We start from the raw sequence: 16,363 nt of genomic DNA, 5'->3' as shown, positions 1-16,363 counted from the left end.
AATAAAGATAAACAATGATTATCTATATTTTAAAAAAAATTGTGACGTTTTCATTTATTATCTGCGTACTTGCTCAGATCAGCTCCTGTCTGGTCTATTTTGATCCTCAATCTATTTTTAGTGATTTAACTTTTGTTGATGCCTATAATGCTTTTTTTAAACAATTACTACAAGGTCAATTTAGGTTAGCATCAGGTGAAACTTTACCGTTTTTAGATACCTTATTAACAACGTTTGAACTTTGTATTTTAGCATTGCTTGTAGCTTTACTTATTGGATTACCTTTGGGTATATTTCTAGGTTTAAGTAATATAAATTGGTTGAATACTACCATTCGTTTAGGCTGTTTAATCTTTTATTCTTGCCCGATTGTTATGCTCGCAACAATTGTAATGTTTTATCTTTCCTCGACAATGCCGATTTCAATGAACTTTGATATCGCACCATCAGTAACCGGTAGTTCTTTGCTAGATATTTTAATTTCATCAAGGCCAGATAAATTCACTGCATTGTTAGATCAGCTTCACTATTTACTTTTGCCAACAATTATTTTAGCTATTCAACCAAGTATTATGACCATTCAACTAGTTAGTGAAAATGTCAAAAATACTTCAAGACAAAATTATATTAAAATGGCAATTATCCGGGAACGTTCACCGTTTAAAGTGTTACGTCGACATTTATTACCAAATTCAATTCCGGCAACAATTCCACAATTGACATATAACACCACGACTTTATTATTTTTAACTATGGTTATTGAAATTTTATTCAATCGAGTTGGTTTAGGCCAATGGGTGATGATGGCTTATCGTAACCATAATTATTTTATTATTGCGATAGCAATTCTTGCGTGTGGAACAGTAATTAGTTTATTGACTTTATTAGGTGAGATAACAGCTATCGCTATTTATCCATTACGTCATAAGGAACATTATGTCTAGGATAATTTTGTTAGGTAAGCGAATAAATTCATGTTTCCAAAGACTTCATAGCAATTTATACCTGATCATAAGTTTTTATGGGGTTTTAGCAATTGCTTTTATTGCCTTATCAACCAAATGGCTTTTCCATGCTCACTTGAACCCTATCTATGCAACTTCATTGCCTCCTGCTTGGTGGCCTAATGGAGATATTAATCACATATTAGGAACAACTGATCAAGGGCAAGATATTTTTGATTACTTATTAATTGGTTATCGGTCAACCATTTCAATGACTTTAAAAGCGGTTTTTTATGTCATCATAATCGGTGGAGTGATTAACTATTTAATGTTTTTTGTTTCATTTATTAGGCCTTTTATTTTATTTATTTTTAGATTTTTTATGGTCGTTCCGCCATTACTTGGTGTAATTGTTATTAGCTTGTTATTGGAAGATGATATTACCAATATTTTAATTGTGATTGGTTTATCCTATTCACCGCGCTTCATTTATAATATCCATCAACGTGTTATTAAGGAATGGAATAAAACCTATATTACTGCGTATCGACTCGATGGATTATCCTCATTTTCTATCTTAAATCATTATATTATCCCTAATATTTTACCCGTTTATTTGGCTGAAATTGTTTCATTATTTGGTTCAGTTATTTTAGCGATAACAACAATTACCTTTTTGGGTTTTGCTAATGATTTTTCTCGGCCAGATTTAGGCATGATGATGTTTAAGATGAAAGATATGATGGATGTTAATTTGCTTGCTTTTTTAGCTCCGGGTATTGCTGTGTCTACTACAATTACTTTGGTTTATTTATTCAATTTTGGATTATTTGGCCAGCGAGTAGGACATTAATTATGGCATTATTAGACATTCGTAATTTAACTATTGAGTTTATTACTCCAGATGGCCTTTTACGCGCAATTGATCGTGTGAATTTGAAGCTGTCTGAAGGCGAAATTCGAGGTCTAGTTGGCGAATCTGGTTCTGGTAAAAGCCTTATTGCTAAAGCTATATTGGGTGTGACAAATCATAATTGGAAAATATCTGCTGATCGTTTTCATTTTAATGATATCGATTTACTTAAATTAACACCCAAACAACGTCGAAAAGTCATCAGTGACCATATTTCGATGATTTTCCAAGAACCGCAGTCTTGCTTGGATCCCTCAATGAAAATAGGGCAACAGTTAATCGAGGCTATCCCACGAAGAACCTTTAAAGGACATTGGTGGCAGCGTCTATTTTGGCGTAAACATCGAGCTGTTGAATTATTACATCGCGTTGGAATTAAAGATCATAAAGAAATCCTTAAATCATATCCTTTTGAATTAACGGAAGGTGAATGTCAAAAAGTGATGATTGCAATTGCATTAGCAAACCAACCTAAGTTACTTATTGCAGATGAACCAACTAATGCTATGGAAGCAACAACTGAAGCGCAAATCTTCAGGTTATTAGCGAGTATGAATCAGAATATGGGGACGACTATTTTACTTATTAGTCATGATTTACAAATGGTTACTCGCTGGACAGATCGCATCAATGTCCTTTATTGTGGACAAACCGTTGAGGTTGCGGATAGTGAAGATTTAATAAAATCGCCTTATCATCCTTATACTCAGGCATTGATTTATGCTATACCTGATTTTGGTAAAGCCATGCCACATAAAAGTCCATTGAACACGTTACCAGGGGTTATCCCATCATTGGAGCATTTACCTATTGGTTGTCGATTAGGGCCACGTTGTCCTTATGCTCAAAAAAAATGTATTCAAGCACCAGAACTTATTCTTATAAAAGACCATTCTGTGGCTTGTCATTTCCCATTAAATACTGATGAGTAAATACAGGAATAGTTAATGAACCCAATATTAAAAGTCCGAAATTTATCAAAACGATTTAAAATTCCTAAAGGACTCTTTGGTCATTTACAAATTGATGCCGTTAAACCATTATCGTTCTCGCTCAACGAAGGTAAAACACTCGCCATTATAGGGCAAAATGGTTCAGGAAAATCGACACTAGCCAAAATGCTGGTGGGTATGATGAAACCAGATAGTGGGGATATTTGGATCGACGGTAATAAAGTTGAATATGGTGATTTTGTCCATCGGTCACAACTTATTAGAATGATATTTCAACATGTTGAAAGCTCTTTTGACCCAAGACTTCGTATTGGTCAATTACTTGAAATTCCACTTAAACGCAATAGCAATTATAGCGCTCTTGAACGTGAAAAATTGATTAGTGATGTTTTAAAACAAGTAGGCTTACTGCCTGAACATGCTTCTTATTATCCATCAGTGATGGCAGCGGGGCAAAAACAACGCGTCGCATTGGCTAGGGCCTTAATTCTGAGACCCAAAGTTATTATTCTCGATGAAGCTTTAGCTGCGTTAGATATTTCAATGCGTTCACAGATTGTTAATTTGATGTTGTCTTTACAAGAAGAACAGAATATTTCTTATGTCTATGTAACACAAGATATTGGTATGATGAAACATATCAGTGACCAAATTTTAGTTATGCATAATGGTGATTTAGTTGAATATGGTAATACTGCTGAAGTCTTAGCTTCGCCATTAAGCGAAATCACACAAAAACTGATTAATAGTTATTTTGGTGAGGCTTTAACCGCAGATACTTGGCGGACCGATACTCGAATCATTTAAATTCTATTTTTACTATTTATATAACTATAATCACACTTATTTGTTAATTCATATAATCTGCTATTGTTCTGATTTTGTTTAAAATATTATATCTATTTTTTCTAACAAAACGCTCGACAATCTTTCTAAAAAACACTATATTTAGCTATATGGATTTCTAGACGTCTATTTGAAATGTTATAAAAAGTAATTAATAGGAGCTTTTAATATGCCTATATGTATTCCAGATTCATTACCGGCAGTAGATGTGTTACGTAATGAAAATGTATTTGTGATGACTTCAACTCGTGCTAATACTCAAGAAATTCGTCCACTAAAGCTTCTCTTCTTAAATTTAATGCCTAAAAAGATCGAAACTGAAAATCAGTTTTTACGTTTGCTTTCCAATTCATCTTTACAAGTCAATATTCAACTCTTGCGTATTGATCAACGTGAATCCAAAAATACCCCTGTAGAGCATTTAAATAGCTTTTATTGTGATTTTGAAGATATTCGTGAGCAGAATTTTGATGGTCTTATCATAACTGGCGCACCATTAGGTAAAGTCGCATTTTCAGATGTAGTGTATTGGCCAAAATTAGCTGAAATAATTACTTGGGCAAAAGATCATGTTACTTCAACAATGTTTGTTTGTTGGGCTGTACAAGCTGCATTAAATGTACTCTATGATATGCCAAAATTTACTCGTTCACAAAAATTGTCAGGCGTCTATCAACATCAAATCATACAACCTAATGCACTTTTAACTCGAGGTTTTGACGATACTTTTTTAGCACCACATTCACGTAATGCTGATTTTCCAATAGATAAAATTAAAAGCTATACTGATTTGACGATTTTAGCTGAATCAGATTTAACCGGTCCATATTTGATGGCAACTGCGGATAAACGTATGGCTTTTGTAACAGGGCATCCAGAATATGACTCCTTCACCTTATCTAATGAATATAATCGAGATTTGAAAGCTGGAATAAATCCGGAAATTCCATACAACTATTTTCCTGAAAATAACCCAAATTTAACGCCAAAAGCCACATGGCGAAGCCATGCTTATTTATTATTTAGTAACTGGCTCAATTATTATGTTTATCAATTAACACCATTTGATTTAACAACTCGCAATTTGACAATTGATTAAATGGGAAAGTAAATAAATTTATAAACTAGATACCTACTGGTAAAAAAGTTTAATTAATTACCAGTAGATAGAATTTTTCAACTAACTTAATTTGAATGGATAAATCCTTATCTTGCATCATGTTATCCATAGTTATATCATGGTTAATAGTGCTATATTAATTAAGGAATAAGTTATGTTAAAGTCAATAGATCCAACTACTACATCCGCTTGGAAGTCCCTTCAAGTTAGTTATCAGAAGCATTGCGATAAGACGATTGCTCAAATTCTAAAAGATGAACCTAAACGAGTTGAAAAGTTAAGTATTCCTTTTGAAGATGAGTTCTTGGTTGATCTGTCTAAAAACCGCATTACTGAGGAGACCTTAAAGCAACTTTATCAGCTCGCTGACGAGTGTGATTTAAGCGGGGCTATTAATGCCATGTACAGTGGTGAAAAAATTAATCGGACCGAAAACCGAGCCGTTTTACATATTGCGCTTCGCAATGTATCAAATTCACCAATTTATGTTGATGGTAAAAATGTTATGGATGACGTCAATGCTGTGCTGGCGAAGATGGAATCCTTTAGTAAAAAAATTATTAGTGGTGAATGGAAAGGCTATACTGGTAAAGCGATTACTGATGTAGTTAATATCGGAATTGGAGGTTCAGATTTAGGACCAGTGATGATTACCGAAGCATTACGCCCTTATAAAAACCATCTAACTATGCACTTTGTTTCTAATGTCGATGGTACTCACATTGTTGAAGCTTTAAAAGGTTTAAATCCAGAAACAACGCTATTTTTAGTTGCATCGAAGACCTTTACAACTCAAGAAACTATGACTAATGCACAAACCGCTCGTCAATGGTTACTTGATGCTGCAAAAGATGATAAAGCTGTTGCGCTTCACTTTGTAGCTTTATCAACCAATGCCAAAGAAGTAGAAAAATTTGGTATTGATACTGCCAATATGTTTGAATTTTGGGATTGGGTTGGTGGTCGTTATTCTTCTTGGTCTGCAATCGGCTTATCAATTGTACTTTCAATTGGTTTTGAAAACTTTAAACAGTTTTTAGCTGGTGGACATGCGATGGATAAACATTTCCAAAGCACACCAATTGAAAAAAATATCCCAACATTACTTGCTTTAATTGGGATTTGGTACAATAACTTCTATGGTGCAGAAACCGAGGCTATTCTACCTTATGATCAATATATGCATCGCTTTGCAGCTTATTTTCAGCAAGGGAATATGGAATCAAATGGTAAAAGTGTTGATCGTAATGGCAACAAGACTACTTATACTACAGGTCCTATTATTTGGGGTGAACCAGGGACAAATGGTCAACATGCGTTTTATCAATTAATTCACCAAGGTACTAAACTTATTCCTTGTGATTTTATTGCACCGGCAATTAGTCATAATCCAGTTGGCGATCATCATCCTAAATTGCTTTCTAACTTTTTTGCTCAAACAGAAGCTTTAGCTTTTGGTAAGACTGCTCAACAAGTAGAACAAGAGTTTCTTGCTGCTGGTAAAAAGCTTGAAGAAGTTAAATCTATTGTTCCATTTAAAGTTTTTGAAGGCAATAAACCGACTAACTCTATTTTAGTGAAAAAAATTACACCGTACACTTTAGGCGCATTAGTGGCGATGTATGAGCACAAAATCTTCACGCAAGGTGTTATTTTAAATATCTTTAGCTTCGATCAGTGGGGGGTTGAATTGGGTAAACAGTTAGCTGGTCGCATTTTACCTGAACTTGCTGATGATAAACCAGTCAGCTCGCATGATGAATCAACCAACAGCTTGATTAATCAATACAAAAAATGGCGTTAAACGAATTATTTGAACTCTATGTTTGATTATTCTCAATAAAAAACCTTCAGTGAAAACTGAAGGTTTTTTTATGGGTAGTAACTTTGTGCGATGTTATTTTTTAACACGCATAATTGGTGTTTTACCTGCCTCAACTGAGCCGGATAACTTAGTTAATTCAACAACAGTTTCCATATTAGATATTACAACTGGTGTTAACACTGATTTGGCTTTACTTTCAAGTAAAGGCAGATCGATTTCGATGATAGTATCTCCAATTTTAACTTGTTGTCCTTCTTCGGCAACTCGTGTAAAACCTTCACCTTTTAATTCCACCGTATCTATACCGAAATGAACAAAAAGTTCGATACCTTCATCTGATTCAATAGCAAATGCATGATTGGTTTCAAAAATTTTACCAATTTTACCATTTAATGGTGCTACAATTTTATTACCAGAAGGTTTTATAGCAACACCATCACCAACGATTTTTTCTGCAAAAACTACATCTGGCACATCTTCGATCTTAACGATTTCACCACTAAGAGGTGCAATAATTTCGATGCTGTTTTTGTTATCATCAGATACAAATTGCTTTATTTTATCGAATAAACCCATCATTGCCTCCTAACAAATTTGCTTTTCAGCAGTATATTTTTCAATTAAATCGGTTATTTCTTTATCTGTTGCTTTTTCAAGAACAGTATCAGCAAATTTCTTCGCTTCTTCATAATTCGTATTACGAATTAATTTTTTGATTTTAGGAATTGATACCGCACTCATACTGAACTCATCAAGCCCCATACCTAGTAATAAAATTGTTGCTCTTTCATCACCAGCAAGCTCTCCACACATTCCTGTCCATTTACCTTCTTTGTGAGAAGCATCGATTACATTTTTAATCAATGTTAATACTGATGGTGAAAGTGGATTATAAAGATGTGAAATAAGCTCATTACCACGGTCAACAGCAAGTGTATATTGGGTTAAATCGTTAGTTCCAATACTAAAGAAATCAACTTCTTTAGCTAAATGTCTAGCAATAACCGCAGCGGCTGGTGTTTCGATCATCACACCAATTTCAATGCTTTTATCGAATGCTTTACCTTCAGATGTTAATTGTTCTTTAAGGATATTAATTTCAGATTTTAGAATACGAATTTCTTCTACCGAAATAATCATTGGGAACATAATACGCAATTTACCAAATGCAGAAGCGCGTAAGATTGCTCGTAACTGTGCATGTAGTATTTCTTTACGATCTAAACAGATACGAATTGCACGCCAACCTAAGAATGGATTTTCTTCTTTTGGTAAATGCATATATGGTACATCTTTGTCACCACCGATATCCATTGTACGAACAATAACTGATAGGCCATTAGTTGATTCAGCAACTTCTTTATATGCTTTGAATTGTTCATCTTCATTAGGATAAGCTTCACGATCCATGAATAAGAATTCTGTACGATAAAGTCCAACACCTTCATAACCATTACGATCTGCACCAGCAATATCACGAACAGTACCAATATTTGCACAAATTTCAACTTGATGACCATCAAGTGTTACAGCTGGTAGATCTTTTAATTTTGCTAACTCTTCTTTATCAGCAAGATATTTTGTTTGTACTTGTTTTAGTTTTTCTTGAGTTGCATGATCTGGATTAATGTAGATAGCATTGTTGATTGCATCTAAAATAACAAAATCACCTTGTTTGATTTCTTGTGTTGCATTAGATGTACCCACGATTGCTGGAATTTCTAATGAACGGGCCATGATTGATGTATGTGAAGTGCGCCCTCCCGCATCAGTGATGAAACCTAACACCATATCTAAATTTAATTGAGCAGTTTCAGACGGTGTTAAATCAGTCGCAACTAAAATACAAGGTTGGCTAATAGCACTTAGATCAACAATTTCGATGCCTAAAATATTTTTTAGCAGTCGTTTACCAATATCACGGATATCGGCAGCACGTTCTTTTAGATATTCATCATCTAGATTTTCTAACTCTTTTGCTTGGGTTTCAAATACAGATTGGACAGCTGCGTCAGCACTTGAGTGTTTACTTTTGATGCGTGAAATAACTTCTTGTTCAAGATCTTCATCTTCAAGAAGCATGATATGACCTTCAAAAATAGCAGCTTTATCCTCACCTAAAGTGGTTTTAGCTCGTTCCATGATCGCATGTAATTGTTCGCTTGATTTTTCACGTGCTTCTTTAAAACGATCAATTTCAGCGTCAATTTTGTTATCAAGAATTTGCCTATTATTTATAACAATAGGTTCTTCTTTTAATAATAGCGCTTTTGCAAAAGCGATACCTGGGGAAACAAGTATACCTGATACCATAACATTTAATCCTTATCTAATATTAAAACCGTTCAACGCTAACATGGGAGTATTATTCCAATTCAGGAATTAATTTTACTAAATGAGTTACTGCTTCTTTTTCATCTTCACCTTCGGCTGAAATAGTAATAGTTGTACCTTGAGTTAAGCCTAATGTTTGTAATTTGAATAAGCTTTTAGCACTTGCACTTTTTCCATTTGATGTGACAGTAATTTCAGAATTGAAGTTTTTAGCTTCCTTTACAAATTGTGCAGCAGGGCGGGTGTGAAGACCGTTCGATGCAGTAATGGTTACATCTTGCTTGTACATAATTATTTTACTCCCAAAAATATATTTGTTCATGCGACAATATAAATAAAAACAGCTTGAAAGGCTAGTAAGATTTCACGGATATGTGACAATTAGTCAATCTTATTAGCGATACTTTACAAAGTAAGCTGAAATATTTATTAATATCGGTAAATTCGAGTGACTCTATCACTACATTTTTTAAATTCAACCTGACCGTGAATTCCTCGTTTGATATTTTCAAATACCATCTCTTCACTACCATCTAGTTGTGAGGCACGGATCTCGTCTCGGCAGAAAGCTTCAAACTTATCAAGTTCTTGTTCTCCATTGCCTAACTGATAATCTTTAGGTAAGTCTTGGCTGGTTATATAGGTATTATTCTGTACATCAAGAACAATCACACCTTTATTTTTCAGCCATGAACTACAAGCAGTTAACGATATAACTATATACAGTGATGTTAAAATTAATCTAAAAATGTTCAAAATAATTCCTTTATAAAGCACAATAACCTGTTTATTATTTACAGCTAGGCACAAATTATATACTAATAATGAGTGAAAGTGCAGAGGGATGTATTTTCACTATTATTACAAACTAATAAGGTGGAGTTAATGACTAATACCAAGATTTATGACGAGCTTAATCGTCAACTTATCCAAAATAAAGTTGGCATAACTGCAGCCGAGTTACATGGATTCTTATCTGGCTTATTAGCTGGAGGAAATCATGACGAAAGTTGGAGAGTGTTAGTTCAAGACATGTTGAATGATGGGCAAAAAATAGCTGAACCTTTAAATAAGGAAGTGGAAGAATTATATCATACAACTAAACAACAATTTATTGATGAAGATTTTGAGTTCCAACTTCTACTTGGTGAGCAAGATTTGTTTACACAAATTGACGATTTAGTGGGATGGGTAAATCATTTTTTATTGGGTATTGGTTTAGTTCAACCTAAACTTAATCGAGTTAAAGGTGATGTGGGTGAAGCAATATATGATCTAAGACAAATAGCTAAACTCGGTTATGATGAAGATGAAGATCAGCAAGAGCTGGGCTTTGCATTTGAAGAGATCAAAGAGTACGTTCGCATTACGGCGATGTTATGTTTTGATGAATTTAATGAACCCGATATCACACCAACACTTCACTAATATACGATATTACTGATTATCAAGGTAAACGCTATGATAGATATTCAGACCAAGACAGAACTGCTAGATCGGCGAAATAAATTATTGGCTCAGATGGAGCCAAATAGCATTGCCTTATTTTTTGCTTCACCAGAAGTTAAACGAAGTAATGATACCCACTATCCTTATAGACAAGATAGTGACTTTTGGTATTTTACTTTTTTTGCAGAGCCAGAAGCGCTTTTGGCAATAATTAAGCAACAAGACGGTCAAGGACGATATATTTTATTTAATCGCAAGAAAGATCCTTTAGCCGAAACATGGACTGGCTATCGCTTAGGCCAGCAAGAGGCATTAACAAAGATTTTAGTCGATGAGGCTTATCTTTTCGATGATATAGAGAGTGTTTTACCAAATTTAATAAATGGAAAAAAAGCAATTTATTATGCAGACCAACTATATGATTATGCTGACGAGATAATTAAGAAAGCAATCAATACATTACGGCAAGGTGCTCGATTCAAACTTTCTGCGCCGAGTACAGTTATTGATTGGCGACCAATTGTTCATGAAATGCGAATGTTTAAGTCTGAATATGAAATGGCTCTTTTACGTAAAGCGTGCGAAATCAGTGCTCAAGCACATATTCGGGCAATGCAAAAATGCCAGGCTAATTGGTATGAATATCAATTAGAAGCTGAAATATTACATGAGTTTGCATGGCATGGCGCTCGATGGCCGTCATATAATACTATTGTTGGCGGAGGTAATAATGGTTGTATATTGCATTATGAAAATAATAGCGACACGCTCAAAGATGGCGATTTAGTCTTAATTGATGCAGGTTGTGAATATCATTATTATGCAGGTGATATTACTCGAACATTTCCGATTAATGGTAAATTTAGTCAAGCACAACTCGAAATATATAACATTGTGTTAACTGCGCAATGTACAGCTATCAAATTATTGAAACCAGGCACCTCAATATCATTAGTTAATCAAAAAATTATTCGGATTATGGTTGAAGGATTAGTTAAGCTTGGAATTATGCAAGGTGATGTTGAAACATTGATTACAAACAAAGCTTATTTAGCATTCTATATGCATGGATTAGGTCACTGGTTAGGTATTGATGTGCATGATGTTGGCAGTGATCGTGATCGCATACTCGCTCCGGGTATGGTCTTAACCGTTGAGCCTGGACTTTATATTAATAAAGATGCTGATGTGCCAGAATGTTATAAAGGTATTGGGATTCGTATCGAAGATAATATTTTGGTTACCGAATCTGGCAACGAAATTTTAACCTCAACGGTACCTAAACAACCGCAGGAAATTGAACTTTTAATGCAAAAGAATAGATAAACTATTTATCAACTAAGCACTAATTGAATTATAAAATTAGTGCTTTTACAGTTTTTTATTTAATAATAGTTATTGATTGAGGAATGAGTGATTAATTGCTTCCTAAGCTAATTGAACTATCACGATTGAAAACAATTTTTATTTTGAGATCTTTTCCGGCAATCGGCTTATATTTCCACATTTTCATTGCTGAGATAACCGAGCGATTAAAAATATTATTAGGTTGGGCTTCAATAATCCTAATATTTTCAACACGGCCCTCACTAGTTACATCAAACATAGCAACAACATAACCTTCTAAGCGCATATCTAGTGCTCTTCGAGGATATTCTGGTCGATTACGACTAATTGGAGAGGGATTACCAGAATATTGTCGATTATCAGATATTTTAGGAGCTACTGAAGTATTTGCTATATTATCACTTGTCACATCTTGTCTAACTTGTTGACGAGATGATTTTTGTGTCGGTGGTTTTTTCTTATTTGGTTTAGGTTTAACAATAACTGGTTTATCTGGCTCTGTTGCTGGTTTTTTTTGTTCTATTTCAGGTGTAGGTTCCGGAATCTTTTCTTCAACGACTTCTGGCTCTACGACTGGTTCTTCAATTGGTTTATTGTCAATGATTTCACTGTTTTCAGCACCTTTGATTTCAGGTGTTTCTTCAACCAATGATTGTTCCGGAGCTGCTAACTGAGTAAGGTCAATCATAACAGCTTTAATTGAATTATCACCTTCATCAACAACGATATTATTTGCAAATAGAGCAGAGCTGAACAATAATCCAAATAAAAATAAATGTGATATTACAGAGATCGATGTATATATATAGGCATCCTTTTGCTTATTAGAAGCAGGTGATTGCGGCTCTTTTTCGTTGTTGATATCTATATCAAAGTTGATCTTCATAACAGTAATTAATGTTCATTTAAGGTGTGTATTCTAAATGAAAATGCTTATCATTTGTAGTATTTTTTTAAATATGATTTAGCAGTACTTGTTGCATAAAAATATTTATCAGATAATAGTAAATAAATATCTCCCATTTGTAGTGGTTAGACTGATGAATAATCCATCGATAAAACAAATACTCGATCTAGTGCAAGATGATTTAGTTAAAGTTAATGAAGCAATACAAGCAGAACTTAGTTCCGATGTTGTACTAATTAATCAATTAGGGAATTACATCATTAGTAGTGGTGGAAAACGGATTCGCCCAGTTATTGCCTTGTTAATAGCTAAAGCGCTTAATTATCAGGGTGATAAACATATTATTACCGCAGCTTTTATCGAATTTATTCACACTGCAACTTTATTGCATGATGATGTTGTTGATGAATCTGATTTACGGCGAGGTAAATCAACCGCTAATGCGCTATTTGGTAATGCGGCAAGTGTCTTAGTTGGTGATTATATTTACACAAGATCTTTCCAAATGATGGTACGCACAGAATCATTCAAAGTATTGAAGATAATGTCAGAAGCAACAAATATTATTGCTGAAGGTGAAGTTCAACAGCTGATAAATTGTAATGATCCTGATATTACTAAAGAGCAATACTTACAAGTTATTTATCGCAAAACAGCAAGACTGTTTGAAGCAACATCGCATTCAGCAGCAGTATTAGCAGGAGCAACACCAGAGCAAGAATTTGCACTGCAAGAGTATGGAAAATACTTGGGAACCGCCTTTCAAATTATTGATGACTTATTAGATTATAGTGCGGATAGTAATCAAAAATTAGGTAAAAATTTGGGTGATGATCTCAATGAAGGTAAACCAACCTTACCATTATTGCATGCAATGCATCATGCTAATTCAGAAGATGCGACATTAATCCGTCAAGCTATCGAGCAAGGTAATGGCAGGCATTTATTAGATCATATTTTAAAAGTTATGCAGTCGTGTGGATCTCTTGAATTTACTTTAAAAACGGCTCAACAAGAGGCCAATAAAGCATTCAATGTTATTTCAATCTTACCTGATTCCCCTTATAAAAAAGCGCTACAAGATCTGGCTTTACTATCAGTAAAAAGGGATAACTAAACGTGATGTGATATTGAAAAAATATTATTTATACGATTCGTTTAATAATAAAGCTTTTAGCGAAATATCGTAATAATCTTAAATTGATTTTACGTTGCTATGTAAACAAATTGCTTCCCTTAATATGCAATTACTTTAATCTAGGTAGTCATTATGCTCAAAAGATCTTGGCCTGTTTTTTTAATTTTTATTTCGATGATATCAGTGCAAGCAAGTGCTTCATTTGCTAAATACTTGTTTCCTGTACTAGGGCCTGAGGCGATGACAGCATGGCGGTTGTTTTTCTCAGCGATTTTATTGGTAATAATCTTTAAACCTTGGCGTAAAACTATTACTAAGCCAGCCATTAAATATATTATTTTGTATGGTGTCGCTATGGGATGTATGAATTTGGCTTTTTATAATGCCATATCTCGAATCCCAATAGGAATTGCTGTGGCAATAGAGTTAACTGGACCAATTATGGTTGCGATGTTTTCTGGGCGCCGATTAACTGATTTTGTTTGGTTAGCTATTGCGATCATTGGATTGGGGATGTTGCTTCCTATTCATCAGGCTTCTAACGATTTGGATCCTATCGGTATATTACTAGCTTTATGTGCAGGAAGCTGTTGGGCTGGTTATATTGTTTTTGGGCGAAAAGCGGGTGAAATTTATGGTGCCTCAAGTGTTGCGGTAGGTTCGATTATTGCCTCAATATTACTCTTTCCTATTGGTGTATGGCACAGTGGTAGCACAATGTTTTCGATGGATCTGTTGCCTCTCGTTTTTGTCGTTTCATTATTGGCGTCTGCTATTCCATATGGCCTGGATATGATCGCTTTGCCACGATTACCCGCACAAACTTTTAGTACTTTAATGAGCTTGTCACCTGTATTTGCTGCGTTTTCTGGATTAATTGTTTTACACGAACAGTTAACTCATTATCAATGGATTGCTATTCTATTTATTATAGTTTCATCGATTGGTACTGTATTAACTATGCAGCGTCCAACCAAAATTAAAGCGCTAAATCGAGAAAATTGAGTTTATTGAAATACTATCGTGTAACTTTGCACGATAGTATTTTATTGAAAGAAAAGCGAAGTAAAATGTTATCTAGGTGGGAAGCCCATGCCTCCACCCATTAGACCTTTCATTTGGCGCATCATCTTCATCATGCCACCACCTTTCATCTTTTTCATCATTTTTTGCATATCTTCAAACTGCTTAAGCAGCTTGTTAACATCTTGCACTTGGGTACCTGAACCATTAGCAATGCGGCGTTTGCGTGAGCCTTTGATGATTTCGGGATTAGCTCGTTCTTTTAATGTCATCGAACCAATTATGGCTTCCATCTTGATGGTGATTTTATCATCCATCTGTGCTTTGATATGATCAGGAAGTTGACCAACGCCAGGTAGTTTAGCCAGCATAGCGCCCATTCCACCCATATTACGCATTTGTCGAAGTTGATCTTGGAAGTCATTAAAATCAAACTTATCGCCTTTTTTGAGTTTCTTGGCGATTTTCTCTGCCTTTTCACGATCAATATTACTCTGTAACTCTTCAATTAAAGAGAGTACATCACCCATCCCTAAAATACGTGAAGCGATACGGTCAGGATAAAAAGGTTCTAATGCATCCGTCTTTTCACCCATCCCTAAGAATTTGATTGGTTTACCGGTAATATGACGAATCGATAACGCCGCACCGCCACGAGCATCACCATCCACCTTAGTTAAAATAACCCCGGTCAAAGGTAATGCGTCATTAAATGCTTTTGCCGTATTAGCAGCATCTTGCCCGGTCATGGCATCGACCACAAATAACGTTTCAATTGGATTGATTGCATCATGCAGTGCTTTGATTTCATCCATCATCTCGCTATCGACATGTAATCGACCAGCGGTATCGACAATAAGGACATCAAAAAATTGTAATTTAGCATGTGAAATTGCTTTGTTAACAATATCAATAGGTTTTTGATTGATATCTGACGGGAAGAACTCCACATCAATTGCTTTAGCTAGTGTTTCTAACTGTTTTATTGCCGCAGGGCGATAAACGTCGGCAGAGACAACTAACACTTTCTTTTTCTGTTTTTCTTTTAAAAATTTTGCTAGTTTTGCGACGCTGGTAGTTTTACCCGCACCTTGCAAACCTGCCATGAGAATGACGGCTGGAGGCTGGGTGGCTAAGTTAAGTGAACTATTAACTTCACCCATAGCTGTAGTAAGTTCTGCTTGAACGATTTTGATGAATTCTTGGCCTGGTGTTAGGCTTTTATTAACATCTAAACCAACAGCTTTTTGTTTAACTTGGTTAATAAATTCTCGTACCACAGGTAGGGCAACATCAGCCTCAAGTAATGCCATACGGACATCACGTAGGGCATCTTTGATATTATCTTCAGATAAGCGTCCACGCCCACTAATATTGCGAAATGTCTGTGATAAACGGTCAGTTAAATTCTCAAACATGCTAACTCTCAACAAATGAAAAAATTTTCAACTATCATATCAGAAAATTGGCAGAAGTCCCATGATCATAAATTTACCATGACTTGACACCAAATTTGGTTCCTGTTGAAATGAGATGCATAACAAGATGAAAGGAGAAATCATAT

General features: G+C 34.8%; 16 protein-coding genes. 10 read left to right on the top strand and 6 right to left on the bottom strand.

Annotated features, from left to right (window positions below; translation table 11 throughout):
- The first annotated feature begins 14 nt into the window (after positions 1-14).
- From J3U09_RS09685 to pgi, 6 genes are all read left to right on the top strand, one after another.
- Entirely contained in the window at positions 15-944 is a 930-nt protein-coding gene (locus J3U09_RS09685; protein WP_267358048.1) for an ABC transporter permease subunit, read from the top strand.
- A complete protein-coding gene (locus J3U09_RS09680; protein ID WP_065735240.1) occupies positions 937-1,797 on the top strand; it encodes an ABC transporter permease subunit in 861 nt (286 codons plus the stop codon). Before J3U09_RS09685 ends, J3U09_RS09680 begins: the two co-directional genes overlap by 8 nt.
- A 2-nt stretch (positions 1,798-1,799) precedes the next feature.
- Positions 1,800-2,789, top strand: coding sequence for a putrescine export ABC transporter ATP-binding protein SapD (gene sapD, locus J3U09_RS09675; RefSeq protein ID WP_065561781.1), 990 nt, complete (start codon positions 1,800-1,802; stop codon positions 2,787-2,789).
- Between the two features lie 15 nt (positions 2,790-2,804).
- On the top strand, positions 2,805-3,617 hold the full coding sequence (locus J3U09_RS09670; RefSeq protein WP_267358046.1) for an ATP-binding cassette domain-containing protein: 813 nt from the start codon (positions 2,805-2,807) through the stop codon (positions 3,615-3,617).
- 208 nt (positions 3,618-3,825) lie between these two features.
- A complete protein-coding gene (gene metA, locus J3U09_RS09665; protein ID WP_267358044.1) occupies positions 3,826-4,755 on the top strand; it encodes a homoserine O-acetyltransferase MetA in 930 nt (309 codons plus the stop codon).
- Between the two features lie 175 nt (positions 4,756-4,930).
- Positions 4,931-6,580 (top strand): glucose-6-phosphate isomerase, encoded by a 1,650-nt coding sequence (pgi, locus tag J3U09_RS09660; protein WP_220225518.1) that lies wholly within the window; start codon positions 4,931-4,933, stop codon positions 6,578-6,580.
- A 93-nt stretch (positions 6,581-6,673) separates the two neighbouring features.
- On the opposite strand, the gene crr is transcribed toward pgi, so the two are convergent.
- The 4 genes from crr to J3U09_RS09640 form a co-directional block, all read right to left on the bottom strand.
- A complete protein-coding gene (gene crr / locus J3U09_RS09655) occupies positions 6,674-7,177 on the bottom strand; it encodes a PTS glucose transporter subunit IIA (RefSeq protein WP_065561785.1) in 504 nt (167 codons plus the stop codon).
- 9 nt (positions 7,178-7,186) lie between these two features.
- A complete protein-coding gene (ptsI, locus tag J3U09_RS09650; protein ID WP_267358042.1) occupies positions 7,187-8,914 on the bottom strand; it encodes a phosphoenolpyruvate-protein phosphotransferase PtsI in 1,728 nt (575 codons plus the stop codon).
- Positions 8,915-8,966: 52 nt separating this feature from the next.
- On the bottom strand, positions 8,967-9,224 hold the full coding sequence (gene ptsH / locus J3U09_RS09645; RefSeq protein ID WP_065561787.1) for a phosphocarrier protein Hpr: 258 nt from the start codon (positions 9,222-9,224) through the stop codon (positions 8,967-8,969).
- Between the two features lie 140 nt (positions 9,225-9,364).
- Positions 9,365-9,691: a hypothetical protein gene (locus tag J3U09_RS09640; protein WP_065561788.1), complete on the bottom strand. Its 327-nt coding sequence runs from the start codon at positions 9,689-9,691 to the stop codon at positions 9,365-9,367.
- Between the two features lie 129 nt (positions 9,692-9,820).
- Between J3U09_RS09640 and J3U09_RS09635 the strand changes: the two genes are divergently transcribed.
- Both J3U09_RS09635 and pepP read left to right on the top strand, forming a co-directional pair.
- The gene (locus J3U09_RS09635) at positions 9,821-10,363 is read left to right on the top strand and encodes a YecA family protein (protein ID WP_065561789.1); all 543 of its coding nucleotides are present in this window, start codon (positions 9,821-9,823) and stop codon (positions 10,361-10,363) included.
- Positions 10,364-10,396: 33 nt separating this feature from the next.
- Complete coding sequence (gene pepP / locus J3U09_RS09630; RefSeq protein ID WP_220225521.1) at positions 10,397-11,710, top strand: Xaa-Pro aminopeptidase; 1,314 nt, start codon at positions 10,397-10,399, stop codon at positions 11,708-11,710.
- A 91-nt stretch (positions 11,711-11,801) separates the two neighbouring features.
- On the opposite strand, the gene J3U09_RS09625 is transcribed toward pepP, so the two are convergent.
- Positions 11,802-12,617 carry a TonB family protein gene (locus tag J3U09_RS09625; protein WP_267331005.1) on the bottom strand — a complete coding sequence of 272 codons (816 nt, stop codon included), beginning with the start codon at positions 12,615-12,617 and terminating at the stop codon, positions 11,802-11,804.
- A 154-nt stretch (positions 12,618-12,771) separates the two neighbouring features.
- Between J3U09_RS09625 and ispB the strand changes: the two genes are divergently transcribed.
- Positions 12,772-13,755 (top strand): octaprenyl diphosphate synthase, encoded by a 984-nt coding sequence (gene ispB / locus J3U09_RS09620; RefSeq protein ID WP_065561792.1) that lies wholly within the window; start codon positions 12,772-12,774, stop codon positions 13,753-13,755.
- Positions 13,756-13,908: 153 nt separating this feature from the next.
- The gene (locus tag J3U09_RS09615; RefSeq protein WP_267358041.1) at positions 13,909-14,781 is read left to right on the top strand and encodes an EamA family transporter; all 873 of its coding nucleotides are present in this window, start codon (positions 13,909-13,911) and stop codon (positions 14,779-14,781) included.
- Positions 14,782-14,849: 68 nt separating this feature from the next.
- On the opposite strand, the gene ffh is transcribed toward J3U09_RS09615, so the two are convergent.
- Positions 14,850-16,217 (bottom strand): signal recognition particle protein, encoded by a 1,368-nt coding sequence (gene ffh, locus J3U09_RS09610; RefSeq protein ID WP_267358039.1) that lies wholly within the window; start codon positions 16,215-16,217, stop codon positions 14,850-14,852.
- Between the last annotated feature and the right edge of the window lie 146 nt (positions 16,218-16,363).

This window comes from Gilliamella sp. B2889 (assembly GCF_026536885.1).
Lineage (GTDB): Bacteria > Pseudomonadota > Gammaproteobacteria > Enterobacterales > Orbaceae > Gilliamella > Gilliamella apicola_E.
This window is presented reverse-complemented; position numbering and strand designations above follow the sequence as displayed.